The sequence below is a fragment of the Hymenobacter sediminis genome (assembly GCF_003231285.1).
GTDB lineage: Bacteria > Bacteroidota > Bacteroidia > Cytophagales > Hymenobacteraceae > Hymenobacter > Hymenobacter sediminis.
Genome location: NZ_QKNS01000001.1, coordinates 233809 through 255386, shown reverse-complemented (window position 1 = coordinate 255386; position 21578 = coordinate 233809). Strand labels below are relative to the sequence as shown.

At 58.1% G+C, this 21578-nt stretch carries 20 protein-coding genes; 7 read left to right on the top strand and 13 right to left on the bottom strand.

Going from position 1 to position 21578, the window contains the following annotated elements:
- The first annotated feature begins 66 nt into the window (after window positions 1-66).
- From DNI29_RS01125 to DNI29_RS01110, 3 genes are all read left to right on the top strand, one after another.
- Window positions 67-669, top strand: coding sequence for a hypothetical protein (locus DNI29_RS01125; RefSeq protein ID WP_110976232.1), 603 nt, complete (start codon window positions 67-69; stop codon window positions 667-669).
- An 873-nt stretch (window positions 670-1542) separates the two neighbouring features.
- Window positions 1543-2253 carry a hypothetical protein gene (locus DNI29_RS01115; RefSeq protein ID WP_110976230.1) on the top strand — a complete coding sequence of 237 codons (711 nt, stop codon included), beginning with the start codon at window positions 1543-1545 and terminating at the stop codon, window positions 2251-2253.
- A gap of 233 nt (window positions 2254-2486) precedes the next feature.
- Window positions 2487-3179, top strand: a complete 693-nt coding sequence (locus DNI29_RS01110; protein ID WP_110976229.1) for a haloacid dehalogenase type II — start codon at window positions 2487-2489, stop codon at window positions 3177-3179.
- A gap of 105 nt (window positions 3180-3284) precedes the next feature.
- Here the strand turns inward: DNI29_RS01110 and DNI29_RS01105 are convergent, their stop codons facing one another.
- The gene (locus tag DNI29_RS01105) at window positions 3285-3587 is read right to left on the bottom strand and encodes a hypothetical protein (protein ID WP_110976228.1); all 303 of its coding nucleotides are present in this window, start codon (window positions 3585-3587) and stop codon (window positions 3285-3287) included.
- Between the two features lie 164 nt (window positions 3588-3751).
- On the opposite strand from DNI29_RS01105, the gene DNI29_RS01100 reads away from it, so the two are divergent.
- Complete coding sequence (locus DNI29_RS01100) at window positions 3752-4321, top strand: glycosyl-4,4'-diaponeurosporenoate acyltransferase CrtO family protein (RefSeq protein WP_110976227.1); 570 nt, start codon at window positions 3752-3754, stop codon at window positions 4319-4321.
- 98 nt (window positions 4322-4419) lie between these two features.
- Window positions 4420-5307 carry a DUF5694 domain-containing protein gene (locus DNI29_RS01095; protein WP_123823022.1) on the top strand — a complete coding sequence of 296 codons (888 nt, stop codon included), beginning with the start codon at window positions 4420-4422 and terminating at the stop codon, window positions 5305-5307.
- A gap of 39 nt (window positions 5308-5346) precedes the next feature.
- On the opposite strand, the gene DNI29_RS01090 is transcribed toward DNI29_RS01095, so the two are convergent.
- From DNI29_RS01090 to DNI29_RS01075, 4 genes are all read right to left on the bottom strand, one after another.
- Window positions 5347-5748, bottom strand: coding sequence for a nuclear transport factor 2 family protein (locus tag DNI29_RS01090; protein WP_110976225.1), 402 nt, complete (start codon window positions 5746-5748; stop codon window positions 5347-5349).
- 81 nt (window positions 5749-5829) lie between these two features.
- Window positions 5830-6159: a hypothetical protein gene (locus DNI29_RS01085; protein WP_110976224.1), complete on the bottom strand. Its 330-nt coding sequence runs from the start codon at window positions 6157-6159 to the stop codon at window positions 5830-5832.
- Window positions 6160-6348: 189 nt separating this feature from the next.
- Complete coding sequence (locus DNI29_RS01080; protein WP_110976223.1) at window positions 6349-6792, bottom strand: hypothetical protein; 444 nt, start codon at window positions 6790-6792, stop codon at window positions 6349-6351.
- A gap of 309 nt (window positions 6793-7101) precedes the next feature.
- Window positions 7102-8559 carry an aldehyde dehydrogenase family protein gene (locus tag DNI29_RS01075; RefSeq protein ID WP_110976222.1) on the bottom strand — a complete coding sequence of 486 codons (1458 nt, stop codon included), beginning with the start codon at window positions 8557-8559 and terminating at the stop codon, window positions 7102-7104.
- A 421-nt stretch (window positions 8560-8980) separates the two neighbouring features.
- Here DNI29_RS01075 and DNI29_RS01070 point away from each other — a divergent pair, with 421 nt between their 5' ends.
- Both DNI29_RS01070 and DNI29_RS01065 read left to right on the top strand, forming a co-directional pair.
- Window positions 8981-9604, top strand: coding sequence for an Hsp20/alpha crystallin family protein (locus DNI29_RS01070; RefSeq protein ID WP_110976221.1), 624 nt, complete (start codon window positions 8981-8983; stop codon window positions 9602-9604).
- A gap of 174 nt (window positions 9605-9778) precedes the next feature.
- On the top strand, window positions 9779-11059 hold the full coding sequence (locus DNI29_RS01065; RefSeq protein ID WP_110976220.1) for a TPM domain-containing protein: 1281 nt from the start codon (window positions 9779-9781) through the stop codon (window positions 11057-11059).
- 99 nt (window positions 11060-11158) lie between these two features.
- On the opposite strand, the gene DNI29_RS01060 is transcribed toward DNI29_RS01065, so the two are convergent.
- From DNI29_RS01060 to DNI29_RS01025, 8 genes are all read right to left on the bottom strand, one after another.
- A complete protein-coding gene (locus DNI29_RS01060) occupies window positions 11159-11467 on the bottom strand; it encodes a hypothetical protein (protein ID WP_110976219.1) in 309 nt (102 codons plus the stop codon).
- Window positions 11468-11879: 412 nt separating this feature from the next.
- Entirely contained in the window at window positions 11880-12293 is a 414-nt protein-coding gene (locus DNI29_RS01055) for a hypothetical protein (protein WP_110976218.1), read from the bottom strand.
- 133 nt (window positions 12294-12426) lie between these two features.
- Window positions 12427-12801 carry a hypothetical protein gene (locus DNI29_RS01050; RefSeq protein ID WP_123823021.1) on the bottom strand — a complete coding sequence of 125 codons (375 nt, stop codon included), beginning with the start codon at window positions 12799-12801 and terminating at the stop codon, window positions 12427-12429.
- 111 nt (window positions 12802-12912) lie between these two features.
- On the bottom strand, window positions 12913-14499 hold the full coding sequence (locus DNI29_RS01045; protein ID WP_110976216.1) for a M56 family metallopeptidase: 1587 nt from the start codon (window positions 14497-14499) through the stop codon (window positions 12913-12915).
- Entirely contained in the window at window positions 14496-14861 is a 366-nt protein-coding gene (locus DNI29_RS01040; protein ID WP_110976215.1) for a BlaI/MecI/CopY family transcriptional regulator, read from the bottom strand. The genes DNI29_RS01045 and DNI29_RS01040 overlap by 4 nt, the downstream gene beginning before the upstream one ends.
- A gap of 140 nt (window positions 14862-15001) precedes the next feature.
- The gene (locus DNI29_RS01035) at window positions 15002-17140 is read right to left on the bottom strand and encodes a M13 family metallopeptidase (protein ID WP_110976214.1); all 2139 of its coding nucleotides are present in this window, start codon (window positions 17138-17140) and stop codon (window positions 15002-15004) included.
- 104 nt (window positions 17141-17244) lie between these two features.
- Window positions 17245-19359, bottom strand: coding sequence for a M13 family metallopeptidase (locus DNI29_RS01030; RefSeq protein WP_110976213.1), 2115 nt, complete (start codon window positions 19357-19359; stop codon window positions 17245-17247).
- Window positions 19360-20364: 1005 nt separating this feature from the next.
- Window positions 20365-21438: an NADH:flavin oxidoreductase/NADH oxidase gene (locus DNI29_RS01025; protein ID WP_110976212.1), complete on the bottom strand. Its 1074-nt coding sequence runs from the start codon at window positions 21436-21438 to the stop codon at window positions 20365-20367.
- Between the last annotated feature and the right edge of the window lie 140 nt (window positions 21439-21578).

Sequence of the window (21578 nt, the reverse complement as noted above, 5' to 3'; positions counted from 1 at the left end):
AAAAGCCACTATCCGCCCTACTTGGCACAGTTTTCTATATAGTGTTTTTACACTTCTCTATTCCTTATGAACTACAACGCTACTCTCTCGCTACTACTGGGCCTGACGCTGGCCTTTACCGCTGGCTGTGATAAAGATGATCGGGAAGAAACGCCCGAGCCACTGCCGGAGCCCACCGTTACTTATAGCCGCTCCATTGTGTATCAGGACAACGGCCAGCACCAGGATACCACCTTTCAGGCGCCACAATTGAAGGGCAATGTCACGCAGACTGCTCAGAGCTTATCGGTAAGCGTGGAGCCCACTACCCGTACCGAGGGCATCGGCTTCGCGCTGGACCGCACGAAACTAGCCGCCGCTCTTACCGGTACCTACACCCTTAAAACCCTCCGCGACCAAACGCTTAATGCGGATGTGAGATACTATTACGACCAGCCCGAAAGCCTGGGCGGTGGTACCATTCTGTATTTCAGCAGCCTGCAGCACGTTACGGGCAGCTTCACCATCAGCAGCTACGATGCCAAGCGGCAACTCCTGAGCGGCACCTATACCGCTACCTTAACCGGGGCCAGCGACCCAACCGTGGCCTATAGCACCTTCCCGAAGCGCAAGTGCGATATCACCGTTACGGGCACCTTCGCCAACGTGCCACTAAAGCAGGCAGAATAGCCAGCCTGCTAGGCCATTCTTAACCGCACCAGAGCGGGTCCTGTGCTTTCCCGGAAGCGGTAGCAGTGGGGCTAGCTCAGCAGCAAGCCAGCACCGCATCCTTCAGGTCCTCTATGCATTACTTCCTGTCGCTGTTATTAGAGTCTGGTCTCTCAGAATGGCTGGTTGGTATCGTATGGATGACAGTTTTTGCCCTCTGGATACCCCAAATACTAGCTATTTGGTTTGTAGTAAACCGTAGGAAGAAAGAGCAAGAAAAGCGTAGCATAGAGCTGCTGATACTGCTAGTACCGCTTGCATCCTATATACTGGCCGTTGCAAGCGCCCCGGACATCTTCTTACTGCTAGCTTATGCGCTGTCTTATGCCTTCACAGAATGGGATGTATGGTTGCTAATCCTACCATTGCCAACCCTTGTAGGTATAATTCCAGTCCTAGGAACCAACCAAACTGCTAAGCATTCCGCATCCTACCCGACGCCTCATTCATCATCCCGGTCACGGCGTAGGTATGTACTTATTGGGCTGTCTATTATCGGGATACTAGCCATTGTGATTTATAAGAGCCAATCTCCCTCCCCTGAACAGACAAGTCACGATTTGCCGTGGCCCTATAACGACGAAGAGCGGCTGTCAGCGCAAGCCCGTCGGGATTCAATTGAGTTTAGTGAGGAGTGGAAGGAGAACCGGATGCCAAGTTGGTAACAACCTTGCCACCAGTCTTTTAGCCCTTAGCTTAAGCTTAGAAGGCCGCTCACGGACTTTCGGCCAGTTGGTGGTAGAAGCGTAGTCTGCCCATGCTCGTGCCTTCCCAGCAGCAGTAGAGCACAGTTGCAGTTGGCGACTGTGGCCACAGCAGAATATATTGCCTCCCATGAATATACAGACAAAGGTGAGGCAGTTACTGCTGTATCTGGTAGGGCTCGGCGTGGCGGGGTGTAGCACTTCGCCGCCGGAGCAGCAGGTAGGGCAAGGGGCGCCGGTGGCCTCGGCAACTTCGGTGGCGCAACCAGCTACGGCTGAAGCGTCTACCCCTTCGTCCGGCTCCTGCCCTTTGCCGGTGTACGATATGGAGGCCCTGAACAACCGGCTGACGGAGAAGCAGAGCCTGCCCGATAACGTGGTGGCGCGGCTGGTGCGCCAGTACCCGCGGCTGCCGGAGATGTTTCGGAAAACGGAGGATGGCCTCAACCTCTACGCCCTCGATACGGTGCGCTGCCCGAAGTTCCGGCTGGTTTCCTACCTCTACCAAGGGTACGATTACTACGCCTATCTCTACTACGTCACCTTCAGCCCAGATGGGCGCCAACTCCTCGACTGGGCCCAGGTAGCCACCATTGGCGCCGACGAAGGGTGGTATGCCCGGGCGAGCATGCGCCTGGGCCCCAATGGTAGGCTGCGGGTTACTGCTTTGGTGCAGGATGCCTCTGACCCCTCCACCTACGTTACCGACTACCAGGATTCCGTAGTCACGGCCTACCGTCTCACGCCCCAGGGCCGCTTCCGGCACACCCGCCTCGACAGCGTCCGGCGCGACCTACCCCCTTCGCCTCCGGAAGCTACCCCCGACCAGCCGGCCGGTTAGGGATTGGAGCTAGCCAAAGGGGTAGGGAAGCGCCAGGGTCTCAGTCGCTGTAGCTGTTGATGCTGGTGCGAAGAACTTCTGATTTGTTACCAGCCCGGAAACTGCCGGAGGGCGGGGCACGGGCTATGCGAGCCAAACGAGGTAGCAAAGCCCATCATCCTGTACCGCCGCGGCGGGCGCGGCTGCGTACCAGCGGGTAACCCGGCGCGTGCCGGCCCTAGCTGCCACTATCTATGTCTGACTCCGCCATTTACCGCCCGCGGCCCAAGGTGCTCCTCTTCGACGTAAACGAAACCCTGCTCGATATGGGCCCGCTCAAGCGGGCCGTGCCAAAAGCCTTCGGCAACAAGCACGCCTTCAAGCAGTGGTTTGGCCTGCTGCTCCAGTACTCGCTGGTAGATACTGTAACGGGCTCCTACCACTCCTTCCCCGACATTGCGGAAGCGGCCCTTGACATGACCGCCGACATGCTGGAAGAAAAGCGCTTATCGATTACTGAGAAAAAGAAGCTGGTGAGCTTGCTCACCCAACTGCCCGCCCACCCCGATGTACCCCGGGGCCTGGAAATGCTGCTGGATGCCGGCTTTCAGCTGGTGGCCTTCACCAACTCTCCGCAGGCCAGCCTGGATGCGCAGCTACGTTACGCGGGCATCATTCATTACTTCGAGCGGGGGCTGAGCGTGGAAGCCGTGCAGCTTTACAAGCCCCACTTTCATACCTACCAGGCGGCCGTGCAAGCCCTGGGCGTGGCCCCCACCGAGGCCCTGCTCATAGCCGCCCACGGCTGGGACGTAGCCGGTGCCCAGGACGCCGGCCTGCGGAGCGGCTTTATTGCCCGCCCGGGCCAAACGCTGTATCCGCTGGCTGCGCCGCCTACCTACCAAGGCAAAGACCTTCCGGCCCTGGCCCGGCAGATCATTGGGTAGCCCCCACCTCAAACCTTGTACTAAGCTCTTCTGGCCAACCAGGTTGCTACCACATGCAAAAGGCATCTGCCATCTGGCAGATGCCTTTTGCATGTGGTGGTACGCTTAGTGGCGACCGTGGCCATGTCCTCGGCCGTGCCCATGCCCGTGCTTAGGTCCGTGGCCATGCCCATGGCCGCGCGGCGCGTAGTACACGGGTTGAGCCGGCACGAGCATCACCGGGCGAGGCTGATAGTAGTGGCGGCGGTGCTTCCAGTGCCGGGCCGGCCGGGCCTCCCGCACCACCACTACCGGCGGAGGCGGGGCGGGCCGCCCGATGTTTATAGTAACCTGGGCCTGCGCCGGGGCCGCATCAAGCAGCAGGGCAGCGCCGGCAAGGAGGGCAGCAAAGGGAAGAGCTTTCAGCATGTGGAACTTAGTAAAGTGGGAGAGAGGTAAGAAGCCGCGAACGAGGAGCTTCGGTCAAAGATTAAGCCAAACCCTGGGTCAGCTACCCGCCCTACCCCATCACGCCGCTAGGAGGCCAGGGTATTTTGTAAGTTGCCTTCTTCGCCCTTACGTGTAGCCCCCTGATGCCAACCGGAAGCAAATTTGCTACGCCTTCCCCAGCCGTACTGGCTTTCTATAACGCTGTACCAAGCGTGTTCTGGTCGGTGGTGGGCTTGGTGCCGCTAAGTGTGTTCTGCTACCGGCACCTGGCCCAGCCCTGGCTGTACGGGTTTCTGATGGGTAGCGGGTTGCTGTACCTCATCCCGAAGTCGTGGTTCCGGTGGTGGCAGCTGAGCGCCCGGCTGGCAGTGTATCGGCGGCTTGGGGTGCCGCTAGTAAACCATTTTACCCAGCACGGCACTCTCATTAACCAACTCATCAGGGTGCGCTACCCCCGGTATCGGCACGTAGGCACGCGGGCGTCGGTGCGGGCACTTATTGGGGGTAGCTACCATATGGAGCGGTTTCATTTGGCGCTATTCGTGTTTTTCCTGCTGATCAGTGGCTACGCCGCCGTGCGCGGCCAGGCAGGCTGGGCACTGCTGCTGAGTGGTCTGAACGTGCTCTATAATCTCTACCCCATATGGCTGCAGCAATACCTGCGGATACGGCTGGGCGCGGCTGTTCCCGACCACCAAGCCGGGCAGCAGTGAACGAAAATAGGTGAAGTGGACGCCTGAAGATCAGGCAGGTTAGGCCTTCCTTTTATCTTCTATCTTCGCCCTACCCTACTCCTTACTTTCTATCTTCAATGCGACTATCCTTAGCTCCCTGCTTGCTGGCACTTGCGGGCATACTTGGCTGTACCCGCCTGCCGGCCACCGGCCCCCTGCCTACCACTCCCCGGCACCCTACCGACATTATGCTGGTTGCCTGCCCTCACCTCTCCCAGTTCCTGAAGAAGGACAAGCCCACCAGTGACGTGCTGACGCCCACGCGCCAAGCCGAAATAGGGGCTTTGCTAGGGCACATCCAGCGCTTCCGGCCCGACGTTATTATGGTGGAAGAGCTGCCCGAGGAGCAGGCGCGCATCGACAGCCTGTACGCGCTCTACCGGCAGAACAAGCTGGACTTGAGCACCCTACCCGGCGGACGCAGCGAGGTGTACCAGCTGGGGTTTGCGCTGGGCAAGCGGTTAGGCCTGGAGCGCATCTACTGCGTCAACTCGGAAGGCGGCACCTCGCAAAGCATTCTGCACGAGGGCAAAAACATCAAGCTGTACGAAGACGCCACCACAGAGCATCGCGCCTACTACGCCCCCGTTGTGCAGAAGTGGGAAAGCGGGGAAGTATCGATGTCGGGGCTGCTGTACTTCCTGAACAGCCGGCCCATGTTGGAGCAGCTGCACACGCTGGTATACCGCACCCCGGCCCGCGTGACAGATGGCGCCCTGAAAGCTGACCCCATGGTGGACGCCAGTTTCGTGAAGCCCCACTACGTAGGAGCCGAGTTTATTTCGGTTATCTACAACCGCGACCTGAAAATCTACTCCAACATCGTGACCACCCAACTGGCTACTGGCAGCGCCCGCATCCTGACCATTATCGGGGGCCGGCACGTAGCGTCGTTGCAGGGCATTCTTAGGACTGATCCGGCCTACCGGGTAGTGTCTGCCACGGACTATCTGAAGAAAAAATAAGCCCGCCTGCTAAAGCAGGCGGACCGAAATAGGGGTAGGCTACGACATGTAGTAGCAGGGGTAGCGCCGTTGCCGGTAGATTTTGCCGTCTTTGAACTCAAACACCAGGCACAGCTGTCCTTGCACGCGCTGCCCGCGCAGCAGGGGACCCACGTCGCTGGCAGTGGTAGCGTGCCAGAGGCCTTCTACCACCACGCTGCCATCGGGGTTGGTTTGCATGTGCTCTACCTCGAAGTGCTGGTCGAGCAACAGCTCCCGCCCGGCGCGCAGGTTGTCCATAATGTCGCTGAAGGAGCGGCGCTGAACAGTCTTGAAGATCAGATTGGGGTACTCCGTCTGCTCCACATCGGGGTGCAGAATGGTCGCGTAGGCTTCGGGCTCGGTGTTAAAAGCCTGAACCAGTTCGAAATAGGAAGTAACTACAGCAAGTTGCTCGCTCATGGGTGGGGAAGCACTGAAATGGGATTCGAAGATAAGCGAAGAGTCTTACTTCGTTGCCTCACGCTCGTTTTCAAAGCAGGCTTAGGGCCGGCGGCGCTGCGTACGTGCAGGCGTAGCCGGCCGGGGCCGCGCCGCAGGTTTCACCTGCCCCGAATCGAGGGGGCCTACGCTTACCTGGCCGCTGGGCACCGAGGGCTGGGGCAACGGGTGATTGGGTAATACTTGGGTCGGAACGGGCACTGGCTCAGCTTTGCCTTGCCCTACCCCGGCGGGCAGCGTGACACCCGGTACGGGGCTTACCCGCTCTGTGGGCTGGCGCCGCACCGGTTGCACAGGGGGGCGGTTCTGGGCCTGAGCAGCCGTAGCGGCCAGGCTCAGGAAAGCTATTCCAAAAAACAGAGTACGAGACATAAAACAGGGAGCACATGGCCATTAGGTGAACAGCTGCGCACCGCGGCGCAGCACCTGCTGCCAGGCTCTCTGCCATACGAGGCGGACCGAAGCCAAGTTCATCTGTTGGGGGCGGCGCACCTGCACTGGCCCCAGAGGTTGGCGGTGCTACGGGGGGGGAGGCTACCCTACCTGTACCAGGGCAAGCGGCTACTTTCCCGGGGAAGCGGGCTGCTGCAGAAGCCAGGCCTGGGCCGCCGCGTCGGAGTCGAAGGAGCGGTAGGTAAGGGCCAGATTCAAGACCTGAGTGGTAATGTACGCCGTAGCCAGGCGCACCATCACGTTCGGGGAAACCAGCACTGCCCCGTGCCGATAGCCGCCTTCTGTTACGGCCCGCGGCAACCACTGCTGGGCTATCCACTGCTGCTCCTCGGGGCTGAAGGGCCGCATATTGGTTTGATCAATGAGCATGCGGCTCCAGTTGCGCCGCTGCAGGCCTACCATCATCTGCGAGAACAACGCCTGCACATCGGCCTTCAGGTACTGCTGGGTTTTTCGGCCCCAGATGGCCCGAATAAAGCCTGCTGGCTCTTCCAACAGGGCGCCCGCAGCATTTTCATAATAGACGACAGGCGTGGACACAGCTTGCTTCATGATTGGTAAAAGTACGCTATTGCCAAGCACGAAATACGGCTCCTGCGCTATTTCTGTCAGGTAATACGCACCAAGTTCTGAAGCACCTTACTGTTGAGCTTGTTGCAACGCTCGGTCTTCAGATCGTCATCAGAATTTGTCGGGGGGCGGCGGCGTTGTGGATGGCAGAAGCAAGGGCAGCACTACCCCCTGTGGGAGTGTGAATCCTGCTGTAGCCCGGCAACGCAACAGGGCGGCAGGCCCTCTCCGAGGAGTTTTGCCCGCCGCCCTGTTACCGGCCTCGTCTACCATGCCGTGGGGCCAGATGCCTTAGATGGGATATTCGCGGGGCTCGTGCTGCACCGAAACCCACTGCACACGAGTCATTTCCTCCATTACCCACTGCCCGCCAAAGCGGCCCAGCCCCGATTCCCGTTCGCCACCGAAAGGCGCATTGGGCTCATCGTTCACGCTCTGGTCGTTTACGTGGATCATGCCGGTTTCAATCTGGCGGGCCAGCTGTACGCCGCGCGTTACGTTGCGGGTGTGCAAAGCCCCACTGAGGCCAAAGTCCAGCTCGTTGGCCAGCTGCAGCATCTCGGCTTCGTCGCGGAAGGGAATCAGGGGCGCCACGGGCCCGAAGATTTCATTCTGGGCAATGGGCATATCGTTGCGAACATCGCGCAGCACAGTGGGGTGCAGGGTAGCCCCGTCGGCCTCGCCCCCACACACAACTTTGGCACCCTGGGCCACGCTTTCCTCAATGTCTTTCTGGATGCGCTTTACCTGCTTCTCGTCGATGAGGGGACCGATGTCGGTGTCGCGCTGCTGCGGGTCGCCTACTTTCAGGGCTTTGGTGCGCGCTGTCAGCTTTTCGCAGAAGGCATCATAGATGGGCTCGTGCACCAGAAAGCGGTTGACGGCCATGCAGATCTGGCCCTGGTGCATGAACTTACCCATCATGGCGGCGGCCACGGCCCGGTCGAGGTCAGCGTCTTCCATCACAATAAACACGTTGTTGCCACCCAGCTCCAGAGCCACCTTTTTCAGGGCTTCGCCGGCCAGCTTACCGATGCCCTTGCCGACGGGGGTAGAGCCGGTAAACGAAATTAGTTTGGGTACCGGGTGCTGCACGAAGGCGTCGCCGATAAGGGAAGATTTGCCCATTACCACGTTGAACACGCCCTTGGGCAGGCCGGCTTCCTCAAACAGCTTGGCCAGCAGCGTGCCACCCGTTACGGGTGTCTGGGAGGCGGGCTTCACCACAATGGTATTGCCACAGGCCAGGGCCGGCGCAATGGAGCGCATGGACAAGTGCACCGGGAAGTTCCAGGGGCTGATGATGCCCACTACCCCCAAGGGCTTACGGTACACGCGGCTTTCCTTGCCGGGGGTGCTGGAGTTGAGAATGAAGCCGTGCAGGCGGTTAGGGAATGACGAGGCCTCCATGAGCACCTCGTGGGCCAGCATGATTTCGGCCTCGGCTTTGGCGTGGGCGCCGCCCGCCTCGCGGGCTATCCAGTTGGCAATTTCGTCTTTGCGCTCCAGCAGCAGTTGGGCGGCCCGAATCAGGATGTCGCGCCGCTCCTGGGGTAGGGCGTTGCCCCAGCCGGTGGCCGCTGCTTTGGCCGCACCATAGGCTTCGTCGAGTTCGGCGAGGCCGGCGCACTTGATGGTCAGCAGCTCGGAGTTGTCGAAGGGGTTAATGTCCTTGATATAATCGTCTTCGCGGCCGGGCTTCCACTCGCCGTTAATGAATTGCAGCTCGAGGCCTTGGTAGGGTTGCATGGAAAGTTGTTTTCGAGGGGGTTAGAGAAAGAGCAGGACGCCGGCCTATATCAGGCAGGCAATGCAAATCAACCTTGAGCAAATACCAATAGTTTGAATAAAATCTGGTGTTGAGCTGGCAATCAGAGGTAGCCTGCCCAGGTGCTCTCTTGAGAAAAGCTTCTATAACACGCATCCTTTATTACAAATTGGTAGTCAGTTTTTTACCTTTAAACAAGGTCGTCCTGTCGAGCTGTCCGAGACATCTTGCGTGCTGACGTTGAGTTACTACCCAACGATTCGAGCGAGATGTCTCGACTAGCTCGACAGGACGGTCTACTGTAGGAAGCTCCTACCCAGCGCAACTCTAGTAACCCCTGATTTTTAAGGTCGTATAAAATGCCGTTTTCAGTGATGTCTCACTTTAAAACGGCACATAATCATGGCTATTCAGAAGTATCAGGATTCGTTTTCCGACCTAGCCTCCTCTAGCTTCAGCACGATGCTCGACCGGTTTTTCAACGACTCACTGGCTTCCCGTGGGCGGGTGAACAGCTTCTCGCCCCACGTAGACGCCTATGAAACCGAGAAAAGCTACGAGATAGAAGCCGCCCTACCCGGCATGAAACGTGAAGACATCAAGGTAGACTTTCACCAGGGCCGCCTGACAATTTCGGGCGAGCGGCACTTCCGCCAGGAGCAGAACCAGCGGCGCTACCACATGGTCGAAAGCTCGTTTGGCTCTTTCCACCGAACCTTACAGCTACCCGACACGGTAGAGGCCAGCGGCATTGAAGCCCGCTTCGAGGATGGCATTCTGCACGTAAGCGTGCCCAAGGACGAGAAGAAAACCATGCGCCACCAAATTGAGGTACGCGGCGGCCAGAACCAGAACAGCAGCCCCGGCCAGATGTCGGAGCGCGTGGGCCAGCAGGCTACGGATGTAGCAGTGCAGTCGTCGGGCGGCAGCGCCGGCAACGGGCACCCGTCGAACGGGGCTGCGGGTTCTATTGACCCCTCCGAGGAAATGAAGAGCCGGCCCCAAAGCTCCGGGGTAGGCTCCTGATTCCCTTTTCAGCTCTCGGCTCATTGCCACACGCAACGCCGGCTCCCGTGGGGCCGGCGTTGCTGCATCCGGGTATTCGTTCTGGTCATCTGCCCAGCACTTGAAGCATAGCCACTTCAGCCCACCAGACGTACAAGAAAGTCGGTATTTCCTTCACCCTAACTCTGCGACATCATGCACCGCCTTCTTCTTTTTCTGTGGCTCTTCGCGGCGGGCCTAGGCTGGTCGGCCGTGGGCACTGCTCAGGAGTTGCCACCCCGGCCTTCGCCGTTTCAGTTCGTGAACGACCAGGCACATCTCCTACCCCCCGCCAACGCCAAAACACTGGAAGGCGGCCTGCGCCGGTACGCCGATGAAACCGGTACCCAAATTGTGGTAGTAACGGTGCCCTCCCTGGGCGGGCGCAGTGCCCCTGAATACGCCCGGGCGCTGGGCACAGCCTGGGGCATTGGGCAGCGCGACAAAAACAACGGCCTGGTGGTACTGCTAGGGGCCCAAGACCGACAGGTAACCATTCAGGCCGGCTCGGGCTTGCAGGACCGCATTACGCCGGAGCTGACGCAACGCGTTATCAGTGAGCAAATGACGCCTAGCTTTAAGCAAGGCCGCTACTTTGCGGGGCTGCGCACCGGACTGAATACCCTGATGCTGGCGGCTAACCCCAGCTCCGACCCGCGCCAGAACCAACCCGCAGCCACTGCTACCCCTCCTACCTCCTCCAACGATATCAGCACCACCGCTCCAAATAGTGGCCTCGCCGATGAGTTGCCAGCCAGTGCTGCTACCCCCAACCCAATGATGAGGACTGCTCCCGAGCCAGCCTCTTCGGGCTTTGGCATTGGCACACTAGTACTGGGAGTGGTGGTGATAGGCGGGGCCATCTGGCTGATTTCAAAGCTATTCCGGCGGCGCACGCCAGCCCCCGGCACGTATGGTTCCGGCACTGGCACTGCTCCTGATTTCCTTCCCAGACAGCCAAACGCCCCCGCTGGTAATTATGGGCCACGCCCTCAAACTCAGCCCGGTGGCGCCCCTGATTTTCTGCCCAACCGAAATAGTAGCTTCGGGGGCGGGGGTAGCGGCATTGGAAGCGGGGTTGGAGGCATGCTCATGACCGGGGCAGCCGCTGCTGCGGGCGCTTACCTAGGTAACCGCATGGCTGAGGGCCATGACCGCCCAGATAGCACTTCTCTAAACTCCGATACGCCTCCGCCTAGTCTAGGCACTGATACTGCGGCTGGCGCGGCTGGCGGAGCCGCTTCTGGTGGCTTCCCGGCGCTGGATAACACCGCTGCCAACGACGAAGCTGGCCCCGATTACTTCTCTGAGGATTATACCTCCAATGAGCCTGATTACTTTTCCTCCAACGATTCCTCCACCTACGATGATCTGTCGTCAGATGACACGGGTGGAGGCGGCTTTGATGGTAATGACGACAACAGCGGCAGCTGGTAGCCGCTGCCCTATGGGTTGCCACCTCTAGTAGGGGTAGGAAATTAAAAAGCCGGTTTCCGCATCTACGGAAACCGGCTTTTTCGCTGAGAGGAGTGCTACTTATTTCTTGGGCATACTCCGTGTGGGTGCCCCTACTTTCACGCTAGGATTCAGCTGTCTGCGTTTGCGCTGAGCCTTCCGGCGCAGCTTCCACCGACGAAACGGCCCCAGCTTTTTCATCTTGTGGCGACTGTTGCCCCGGTACTTCTTGTAGTTGGGTCGGCCGCGCTTGTAGCTCCGCTTAAACACTGGATTGCTTGCGGCCATTTCCGTGTTGACCGCTGCATTCGTTCCCATTTCGGCTCGCACTGCCTCTGGCTCCAGAAACAGAAGAAACGCTAAAATCAGCAGGAGTATAGTTTTGAACATAAGAAAGAATAAGAGGTGAGAAGGCCACTGCTTACAAGTCCAATCCAAAGTAAGTCAATCTTTGTTTACTTCTGCTAAATACTTGATATAAAGATTTTATCTTCAAAAAGTACCAGCGAATAACATTCTGTCCGGATTCGAATATTAGCATTATTTTATTTAATTATTCTAATTCAATCAATGTATCAACCTATTTTCTACATCCGATTTGAAGCGAGCCCATGGCGCTGGGTTATCTGATTTTGAGACTAGGAAGTGGTTTTGGTTAGTCTTAATTCAATAACTGTGACCCATAACCATCTACTGGCAATGGCCTACGTCTTCTAAAGCCAAAAAAGCCTGGCTCCACTACCACAAAGGGCAGCAGAGCCAGGCTTGCAAAAGGCGGAAGAATGCCTTGTTGATTAATAGGTTAGTTCTGAGAGCAGAGCCACCGCACGGCCTCGCCTTCATCAGTAAACTGGTTCAGGGAGCAGTAATTGCCGTGGGTATAGGGTAAGGAAGGAAGGGTGTCGTCATGCACGTCGTCCAGCTGATACGGGGCTACCAGAAATGCCAGGTACACATGCTGGCCGAGGTGCTGGCCTAGCAGAGGGTAGAAAATGGTGGTCAGCCAGTGCACGTCGCGGGCATCTACCTCTAGTCGTCGGCGCGAGTCAATCAGCCACCGGCGGCAAGTGTCGCAGTCGGCAGCATAGCGCAGCAGCTCCTGGTAACCAGCGCGCAGTTCGTGCGAGGCCGCCGGGCGAGTCCAACGGGCGGTGACAATACCTAGATCAGGGCGGTGAGTCAGGTGCAGGAAATCGGCAAGCGTGGTGGAAGTCATGCAGTCAGGGCGGAAAGGCAAACCAACGAAGAACGTTGTCCCGATACGGAGCCCAGGCACCGCATGTTGAGTTGCCCCGTAAACCGCATCAGCACGTTCTGACTAGGTTTGGCGCTCAGCCGGAGGTAGTAACCTACGATTTTGCGGGCGCAGCAGGTGCCTCCACCGGCCGGATGTCGTAGCGGCGGTTGAACTCCGCCACCGCGGCCGAACCTACGTTCCGCTTCGTCACAACAATCATTACACCTTCAGCGGCTTCGGCACCGAATATGCGGGTCGCAGCCTCGCCTTTCACGACGTTCACGGAGGCTATGGTCCGGCGGTTCAGCGCATTAATGGTTTTCTGATCAGAAGCTACACCATCCAAGAAATACAGGCTGGGGCCGTCCGTCTGGCGAGCCGGGGCTGCCGGCTCTTGCTCGGCCTGGGCAGCGGGGGTAGTAAGTCCTAGCAGCAAAAGTAGGCTGGTTCCGAAGGCAGTTTGGCGGAAGGAGGATAAGATCGGCATAGGATACTGCCGAGTGCAAAGTTTGTGCCGCAAGCTCAACAGAAAGCCCGATTTCCGTCAGAAACCGGGCTTTTCAGCAAATAATAATACGCCGTTAACTTAACCGCTGGGCTACTGCTTGGTAGTGATAACCACAGCGCCCTTTTTGCCCTTCTCGCCATATTTGGCAGCGGCCTTTTCGGCATCCATGACATACACGCTCTCCAGTTTACCCTCCGCTATAACTGTTTGCGCCACTGTCCCCTCTTTGCCATTGATTACTAGAAGCCGCCCTTGCAATTCATTTTCAGTAAGCCCTTTACCTGTGGTTACCGCAGCTACCACTTGTTGAACTTCCGGTGTTGGTGGTGTAAACGTGATGTTGTGCTCCTTAAGGAACGCCTGAACCTCTGCCGAGCCTTTGTTTTTCATTGTGAAGATCAGCATAACCCCATTCTCAGCCTTTTCGCCAAAGGATTTAAGGGCTCCTTTGTCTTTTAACACATTCACACTTTCGATAGAAGCTGGATTGAGAGCCTCTACATCAGCTTTGGTTACTGGCTTCCCATCTAAAAAGTACAGGAGCTCCGCTGCAGTTGTTATTGCCTTTCCCTGTGCGTCGAACAGCACCTTGACGGGGCGGCGGCCATAGGCTATTTCTGCCCGATAGCGCAGGTTGCTGCCATCGGCTGCTCGTACTTCCGTTACGCCAATGAGGCGGTAATTAGGATACTCCTTCACGATATGGGCTAGTGCAGCCGGGGGAAGTGCACTGATAGGGGCATCCTTCTCAACGTCAGCACCTGAGTTGTTGATGGAATGAGCAGGTGCCACCCTGGCTGATGTAGCGCCAGGAGTAGAGAAACTCAAAAGGCCTAAAGCCAGGGGTAGCAGCAGGAGGTAGCGGGCGGCCTGTGCGGGGGCGGTGCGGGGCTTGTTCATCATGGCAATACGCGTTTTCAAAAGGTGGAAATTGAAATGACTAACCAGTGAATTCGAATCGGCCTGGCTTTGCACGCTTTGTTGCAGCAGGCGGTATTGGTAGGCTTTGGGCTGAAGCAGGCCGGATTGTAGCACCCGGTAATCGGTGTTGAACTCCAGGTTTTCGTGCAGGGCCTGCCGCAGCAGCCACACGCCGGGGTTAAACCAGTAGAACAACAGGCTCAGTTGGGCCAGCAGCACATCCAGCGTGTGCCATTCGCGCACATGCACCTGCTCGTGGCAAAGAATAGCCGGCAGCTCTTCGGGAGCATGTTGGTCGGGGTTCAGATACACCGTCTGCCAGAAGGCAAATGGCGCAACCGGCTCCGGCACCGCCCGGAAGCCTACCCCATTAAACTCCGTGGGCCTGGAGCGGCGGTGCAGGCGGTAGAGGGAAAGCAACTGTAGCAGAAAACGTACCGCCAGCACTCCTACCCCCGCCCAATAAGCCAACACCAGCCAGTTGGTAGCGGCAGGCGCAGCGGCAGCACCAACTGGCAGTGCCTGCCAATTAGGCGCCAACTCCAGTAGCTGAGTAGGCAGTGGTTGGCTTTGGACAAACCACTGGCTGAAATCAACCAGCGGATAGAGCGGCGCGAACAGCAAGACAACCAGCAGGAAGGCCCGGTTTAGGCGGAAGAAGGTCAGGCGACGCAGCAACAGGTAGTACCCCGCGCAGAACAGCAGTAGCGCTCCGTTCACCTTCAGCAGGTAGGGTAGCAGCTCGGGCGTGTTCATTTGTCCTCGCCTTTTTCAATCATGCGCACAATTTCCTTCAACTCCTCGGCACTGATTTTCTGCTCTTTGGCAAAAAAGGAAACCAGTTCTTTATAGGAGTTGCGGAAGTAGTCGCCCACGAAAGTGCCCAGGAAGCGCTTGCGGTAGTCCTCGGCCGGAATCAGGGGGGTGAAGCGGTAGGTGTTGCCCAGCTTTTCGCCGCGCAGGTAGCCCTTGCGCTCCAGATTGCGCACCGTGGAAGCCAGAGTGGTGTAGGGCGGCCGGGGCTCAGGCAGCAACTCCAGCACGTCTTTGATAAAGCCACCATTCAGTTGCCAGAAGCCACGCATTGCTTCTTCTTCGGGTTGGGTAAGTCGTTCCATATTAACTATTACTATCTTTTCGTAATACTACGAATATTTCGTAATTAGACACAGAGAGCTATCGAATATTTTTTCACAGTACACAAAAAGCCCGCTTGCTGAGCGCAGGCGGGCTTTTCTATCAATAGCTTAGACCAATACTACCAGATGCGGGCGCGTACGTTCTCGGCGCGAACCATCTTGGCGTCCTGTTTGCAGCCGAAGGCCTCGTAGAACTCGGGCATGTTCATGAGCGGGCCGTTGGTACGATACTGAGCCGGGGAGTGCGGGTCCGTCAGGACTTGCTGACGGATGTACTCTGGCCGGGCGCTGGTACGCCAGATCTGGGCCCAAGCCAGGAAGAAGCGCTGCTCGGGTGTCAGGCCGTCGAACTGGGGTACGTTGCCGTTGGGGTATTGCTTCTTGATCTGCTTCTGCAGGGCCGAGTAAGCCAGCGCGGTGCCGCCAAAATCGGCCAGGTTTTCGCCCATAGTCAGCTTACCGTTCACGAATACCGAGTCCAAGGGCTGGAAAGCTGAATACTGAGCGCCTACTAGGCCCGCACGCTTCGTGAATTCGGCGGCGTCCTCTTTGGTCCACCAGTCGCGCAGGTTACCCTCTGCGTCCGACTGCCGGCCCTGGTCATCGAAACCGTGGGTGATTTCGTGGCCAATAACGGCGCCCATGCCGCCGTAATTCACAGCATCATCGGCTTTGGGGTCGAAGAACGGAGGCTGCATGATGCCGGCCGGGAATACAATTTCGTTCATCGATGAGTTGTAGTAGGCATTCACCGTGGGCGGGGTCATGCCCCACTCGCCGCGGTCGATGGGCTTGCCGTACTTGCTCAGGTTATCCTTATACTCCCACTGGCGGGCGGCCAGTACGTTTTTCAGGTACGACTCGCGCGAGATGCTCAGCTCCGAGTAGTCCTTCCACTTATCGGGGTAGCCAATCTTCACCGTAAAGGAGTTCAGCTTCTTCATGGCCTCCGTTTTGGTGGCCGGGCTCATCCATTCCAGCGCTTGGATGTGCTCCCCCATGGCTTCTTTGATGTTGGCTACCATCTCCAGGGCTTTCTGCTTGGTTTCAGGCGTGAAAGCCTTCTCCACGTAGATCTGGCCGAACGCTTCGCCCAGGGTAGCATCGGTAGAGCGCAGCATGCGCTTCCAACGGGGCTGCTGTTGCTTGGCACCGCTCATTACCTGCTGGAAACGGAACGACTCATCCACGTACGCCTTCGGCAGCGCCGAGGCGACGGAATTCACCAGGTGGGCACGCATGTAGGTTTTCCAGTCGGCTATGGGCTCTTGTTGCAGAGCCGTGCTGGCTTCCTTCATGAACTCGGGCTGACCCACAATAATCTCCTTGGCCGAGCCGAGGCCTACCTGGGGCAGCATAGCCGACAGCCCCAAGTTTGGGAACTGTTTGTTGGCTTCAGCTACCGTCATTTTATTGTAGTTAGCGTACCGGTCGCGCAGGGCTACCCGGTCTTTGCTGGCTTTAGCCAAGCGGGTTTCCAGGCGCAGCACGGTGGCCGCGTTCTTAGAAGCCGTGGCCTCATTATCGCCCAACATCTTGAACATGTTGGTCAGGTAGGTAGTGTAGGCCGAGCGGATGGTTTTGGAACGGGCGTCTTCCTTGAGGTAGTAGTCCCGGTCAGGCAGGGTGAGGCCACCCTGGCCGAGGTAGAGGGCATACTCGGTGCTTTTCTTGGAGTCCTGGCGCACGCCGAAGCCGAACACCGAGCGGGTTTGCAGCATCTGCTGGCGCACCAGTTGGGTTTGCAGGCCTTTCAGGTCTTTCACACTGTTGATGCGTGCCAGCTCGGGCTGCAGATACTTCAGGCCAGCTTTTTCAATGGCCACGGTATCCATGGCCGAGGCGTAGAAGTCGCCTACTTTCTGGGCGTTCGTGCCCTTCGCGGCCGATTTGTTGGCAGCGGCTGTTTCCAGAATGTTGCGCAGCACGGCGTTGTTCTGGTCAATCAGCGTGTTCCAAGAGCCCCACGACGATTCGGCGGCCGGAATAGGCGTGTTCTTAAGCCAAGTGCCGCTGGCATACTGGAAGAAGTTGTCGCAGGGCGAAACCGACAGATCGCGGGCCGAGAGGTCGAGGCCAACGCCGGGCATTACCGGACCCTTCGGTGCTTCCGTGGCGGTAGCGATGGTAGAGGCCGTAGCCGTGGTTGTGGTGTCAGTAGTAGAAGCCGAGGCAGCGGGAGAGCTGCTGGCGCAGCCCGTAAGGGCCAGGCCGGCGGCAGTACCCAGCGTAAGCAACAGGTAGCTTTTGGAGGTCATGGAGAAGGATATGTGGGGAATGTCGAGTTCTAAGTTAAGAAACTTAAAAGCTAGTTACCCCTCTTCAACTGAGGAGGGGTAACTAGCTTCTAGTTTCCGTTAAACTACCAAATAACGGCCCGCTCAGCGTCGGGGCGCACCATTTTCTGACCCTGCTGACAGCCGAAGGCCTGGTAGAAGGCGGGCATGTTCATCAGGGGGCCGATGGTGCGGTACTGACCGGGCGAGTGAGGGTCAGTGAGGATTTGCTGGCGCAAAGCCGCCGGCCGGATGTTCTGGCGGCGCAACTGGGCCCAGCTCAGGAAAAAGCGCTGCTCGGGCGTGAACCCGTCAATCAAGGGGCGGTTGCCTTTGCCGTAGGTTTTGTCGAGCTGCTTCTGCAGGGCGCCGTACACGATAGTGAGGCCCGCAAAGTCAGCCAGGTTTTCGCCCATGGTCAGCTTGCCATTTACGTGCACCGAGTCCAAGGGCGAGAAGGCGTCGTACTGGCGGCCTACTACGGCGGCGCGCTTGGTAAACTCTTCACCATCGGCCTTGGTCCACCAGTCGCGCAGGTTGCCTTCGGAGTCGTACTGGCGGCCCTGGTCGTCGAAGCCGTGGGTCATTTCGTGGCCCATCACCCCGCCAATAGCCCCATAGTTTACCGCGTCGTCGGCCGCGGGGTCGAAGAAAGGTGGTTGCAGGTACCCGGCCGGAAACACAATTTCGTTCATGGGCGGGTTGTAGTAGGCGTTGATGGTAGGCGGGGTCATGCCCCACTCGTTGCGGTCAATCGGCCCACCGAACTTCTTCACGTTCTGGCGGTAGTTCCACTGGCGGGCAGCCAGCACGTTTTTCAGGTACGACTCGCGCGAAATACTCAACTCCGAGTAGTCCTTCCACTTATCGGGGTAGCCGATTTTCACCCGCAGGGCATTGAGCTTCTTGAGGGCTTCGGCCTTGGTGGCGTCGCTCATCCAGGTATTGGTCTGAATGTGCTCGGCCATGCTTTCCTTGATGTTGGCCACCATTTCCAGGGCCTTGCGCTTGGCTTCCGGCGAAAACGCCTTGTCTACGTACAGCTGCCCGAACGCTTCCCCGAGGGTAGCATCCGTAGCCGACTGCATGCGTTTCCAGCGCACGGGTTGCTGCTTGGCCCCACTCTGCACCTGCTGGAAGCGGAAGGCCTCGTCGGAGTAGGCTTTGGGCAAAGCCGAGGGTAGGGAGCTGACGAGCTGCCAGGTCAGGTAAGTTTTGAGGTCGGCCAGGGGCTCCTGCTTCATCACGGCGCTGACTTCCCGGAAGAAATCCGGCTGACCCACGATGACCTCCTTGGCCGAGCCGAGCCCGTTCTGGGCCAGCATGCTAGGCAGGCCGATGTTGGGAAATTGTTTGTCCGCCTCGGCCAGGGTCATTTTGTTATACGTCGAGTTGGGGTCGCGCAGGGACACCCGGTCCTTGCTGGCTTTGGCCAGGCGGGTTTCCACACGCACCACGGTAGCGGCTTTTTGGGCAGCTGCGGCCTCACTGTCGCCCATCAACTTAAAGGTGTTGGTGAGGTAGGTGATGTAGGCGGTGCGCACAGCCTTCGAGCGGGCGTCGTCCTTGAGGTAGTAGTCCCGGTCGGGCATGCCTAGGCCGCCTTGGCTCAGGTTCACGGCGTACACGGTGCTTTGCTTGCGGTCGGGACCCACGCCGGCCCGGAAGAAGGCGCCGGTGCCCAACGTCTGCTGACGGGCCAGCTCGGTTTGCAAAGTCTTTAGGTCTTTGATGGCGGCTATGCGCTTCAGCTCGGGCTGCAGGTACTTCAGGCTCGCCTGCTCAATGGCGGCAGAGTCCATGCCCGAAGCGTAGAAGTCGCCTACTTTCTGGGCGTTAGAGCCTTTGGCGGCCGACGTGTTGGCGGCAGCTTCTTCCAGAATCTGTTTCAGCGTTGCCTGGGTCCGGTCGCCGAGCAGGTTGCGCGGGCCCCAGCTGGAGGCGTAGGCCGGCACCGGGTTATTCTTGAGCCAGTTACCGCCCGAAAACTGAAAGAAGTCCTCGCAGGGCGACACTGAGCGGTCCACGTCCTGGGGGTTGATGCTGCGCCCGCCGGTAGTGGAAGCCACGGCGGCCGGGTTGGCGGCAGCGGCGGGGGTAGCAGTAGTTGCGGTGGTTGTGGGTTGGCTGGTAGCGCAGCCGGCCAGCGTGAGCAGCAGGGCCGCGGCCCCGGCGCGCGGTGAGGCAGAACGGTGTTTCATTCAGCGAATTAGAGGAAAGGATTTCCGCTAAGGTCGCATGTTGAGTTGTGAAGGTTGCGCCTATATGATTCCCGTTATAGTAACGCTTCTAGAATGGTTGCCTCTGCACCCCGAAGTGCCACTATAGGCTATATACCGTAGTCTTTGGCGACAACTAGCCTCACATTCTGAGTTAGTTTAACGTGGAAGGATTACCTGTAAAGCTTTCTTGCCCGTCAACTGCTACTATTTGTTAACCAGTTCAATGCAACCTTAACCCGGCTGCGGTACTCGTAAGTTTGAGTGGCTTATTCCTTCCTGTTTTTTCGCCCATCTACTCCTTGATTAAGCTACCTCTAGGGCATCGCTAGCAGATAGGGCTAGCAAAAGATAGACACACAATCATAGGCCTTTACTTTAAACAAATTCTCCCTTATCATGCGCACCCTTATTCCTCTCCACCATCTGGCGGGTTTTGGCTTACTCTTTCTGGGTTTAAATGGCTGCACTAATCAGGATAGTGTTGCTCCAGCTGCTACTGAGTGCAGTGAGCTCGTCACGGTACACTTCTGCCCGAGTTATGGCGATTCACCCAATTGTAAGACATCACACACAACACTACAATTAACGAACAGCCGCGAGGGATTGCCGGCTGGCTACCATGTGCTTCCGACTGGGCCGAAATGGCAAGCTTATCAGGCGAACCAAATAAATGGGCAGGTGCTTCGGGTAGGCTACCAGCTTGGCCCCGAGGTACCACCTAATGTAGATGGATTAAGAGAAGCTACCATTACCTGCCTAGAAGTGCCAGATGAGGTGCTACCAGGCCAATAAGATAGTAGGCAAGGTAGAGTGCAACTCACTTTGCTTGTAACCTAGATTTTATTACAAGACTATACTAGAGCAGATAAAATAGTAAGCTGCTTACCTTCAAAGGCAGCAAACCTTCACTCAGCAAGTAACCTCTAAAAGAGAGCAGACATGCTTCTCGCTCTCTTTTAGAGGTTACACTGAATACAAAGCTCCCTACCGCCGACGCGGTTTGGCCCGTTCGTACTGCTCGGGCCACGCTACATCTACTCCCAACTCATAGGCGGCGTGCAGGGGGAAATGCGGGTCGCGGAGAGATTCGCGGGCCAGCAGTACCAGGTCGGCCTGGTTGGTGGCAATGATGTCTTCGGCCTGTTGGGCTTCGGTAATCATGCCCACGGCACCAGTAGCCAGGCCGGTTTCACGCTTGATTTGCTCCGCGAACTGCACCTGGTAGCCGGGGCCCACGGGAATATCGGCGCGGGCTACGTTGCCGCCGGTGGAGCAGTCGAGCAGGTCCACGCCTTTGTCTTTCAGGATAGCCGCCAGAGCCACGGAGTCGTCGGCAGTCCAGCCGCCCTCCGTCCAGTCGGTGGCGGAAATGCGCACCAGTAGGGGCAAGTGGTCGGGCAGTTCGGCGCGGGTGGCTTCCACTACTTCCAGCAGCAGCCGGATGCGGTTTTCGAAGGAGCCGCCGTACCGGTCGGTGCGCTGGTTGCTGAGCGGCGAGAGGAATTGGTGCAGCAAGTAGCCGTGGGCCGCGTGTAGCTCAATTACCTCAAAGCCAACTGACAAGGCGCGGCGCGTGCTCACCCGGAAGGCTTCTACTACCTCCTGAATATCCGCAAGGCTTAGCTCACGCGGGGCGGGCTCATCGGGGGTGAAAGGCAAGGAGCTGGGGGCTACCGTTTGCCAGCCGCCTTCGGCTTCGGGTACTACGGTGCCGCCTTTCCAAGGGCTGCTGTGGCTCGCTTTGCGGCCAGCGTGGGCCAGTTGAATGCCCGCCACGCAGTTTTCGCTTTTCAGGAAGTCCACTATGCGGCGCAGGCCCGGTAGGTGCTCGTCTTTCCAGATGCCCAGGTCATCGGGGGTGATGCGGCCTTCGGGCACTACGGCCGTGGCTTCCAGCAAAATAAGCGCCGCACCACCCACGGCCCGGGCGCCCAAGTGCACTAGGTGCCAGTCGTTGGTAAAGCCATCTTCAGCGCTGTACTGGCACATGGGCGAGATGACGATGCGGTTTTTCAGGGTGAGGCTGCGCAGAGTGAGCGGCGTGAAGAGTTGAGCCATTATGAAAGAGCGTCGAAATAAAGTTGGAATGGAAGCCTGATAAACCAATGGCCGGGCCCCAGGGTTTTTACGGTGGAGGTTTGCGTTGATTACAGGGGTAGGCGACCAGCACCTGAAAGCTGCACACGAAAACTATTCGG

Excerpts from the sequence above, each read along its gene's own strand:
- DNI29_RS01125 (WP_110976232.1), top strand. The coding sequence starts at position 67 with ATGAACTACAACGCTACTCTCTCGCTACTACTGGGCCTGACGCTGGCC.
- DNI29_RS01115 (WP_110976230.1), top strand. The coding sequence starts at position 1,543 with ATGAATATACAGACAAAGGTGAGGCAGTTACTGCTGTATCTGGTAGGG.
- DNI29_RS01110 (WP_110976229.1), top strand. The coding sequence starts at position 2,487 with ATGTCTGACTCCGCCATTTACCGCCCGCGGCCCAAGGTGCTCCTCTTC.
- DNI29_RS01105 (WP_110976228.1), bottom strand. The coding sequence starts at position 3,587 with ATGCTGAAAGCTCTTCCCTTTGCTGCCCTCCTTGCCGGCGCTGCCCTG.
- DNI29_RS01100 (WP_110976227.1), top strand. The coding sequence starts at position 3,752 with ATGCCAACCGGAAGCAAATTTGCTACGCCTTCCCCAGCCGTACTGGCT.
- DNI29_RS01095 (WP_123823022.1), top strand. The coding sequence starts at position 4,420 with ATGCGACTATCCTTAGCTCCCTGCTTGCTGGCACTTGCGGGCATACTT.
- DNI29_RS01090 (WP_110976225.1), bottom strand. The coding sequence starts at position 5,748 with ATGAGCGAGCAACTTGCTGTAGTTACTTCCTATTTCGAACTGGTTCAG.
- DNI29_RS01085 (WP_110976224.1), bottom strand. The coding sequence starts at position 6,159 with ATGTCTCGTACTCTGTTTTTTGGAATAGCTTTCCTGAGCCTGGCCGCT.
- DNI29_RS01080 (WP_110976223.1), bottom strand. The coding sequence starts at position 6,792 with ATGAAGCAAGCTGTGTCCACGCCTGTCGTCTATTATGAAAATGCTGCG.
- DNI29_RS01075 (WP_110976222.1), bottom strand. The coding sequence starts at position 8,559 with ATGCAACCCTACCAAGGCCTCGAGCTGCAATTCATTAACGGCGAGTGG.
- DNI29_RS01070 (WP_110976221.1), top strand. The coding sequence starts at position 8,981 with ATGGCTATTCAGAAGTATCAGGATTCGTTTTCCGACCTAGCCTCCTCT.
- DNI29_RS01065 (WP_110976220.1), top strand. The coding sequence starts at position 9,779 with ATGCACCGCCTTCTTCTTTTTCTGTGGCTCTTCGCGGCGGGCCTAGGC.
- DNI29_RS01060 (WP_110976219.1), bottom strand. The coding sequence starts at position 11,467 with ATGTTCAAAACTATACTCCTGCTGATTTTAGCGTTTCTTCTGTTTCTG.
- DNI29_RS01055 (WP_110976218.1), bottom strand. The coding sequence starts at position 12,293 with ATGACTTCCACCACGCTTGCCGATTTCCTGCACCTGACTCACCGCCCT.
- DNI29_RS01050 (WP_123823021.1), bottom strand. The coding sequence starts at position 12,801 with ATGCCGATCTTATCCTCCTTCCGCCAAACTGCCTTCGGAACCAGCCTA.
- DNI29_RS01045 (WP_110976216.1), bottom strand. The coding sequence starts at position 14,499 with ATGAACACGCCCGAGCTGCTACCCTACCTGCTGAAGGTGAACGGAGCG.
- DNI29_RS01040 (WP_110976215.1), bottom strand. The coding sequence starts at position 14,861 with ATGGAACGACTTACCCAACCCGAAGAAGAAGCAATGCGTGGCTTCTGG.
- DNI29_RS01035 (WP_110976214.1), bottom strand. The coding sequence starts at position 17,140 with ATGACCTCCAAAAGCTACCTGTTGCTTACGCTGGGTACTGCCGCCGGC.
- DNI29_RS01030 (WP_110976213.1), bottom strand. The coding sequence starts at position 19,359 with ATGAAACACCGTTCTGCCTCACCGCGCGCCGGGGCCGCGGCCCTGCTG.
- DNI29_RS01025 (WP_110976212.1), bottom strand. The coding sequence starts at position 21,438 with ATGGCTCAACTCTTCACGCCGCTCACTCTGCGCAGCCTCACCCTGAAA.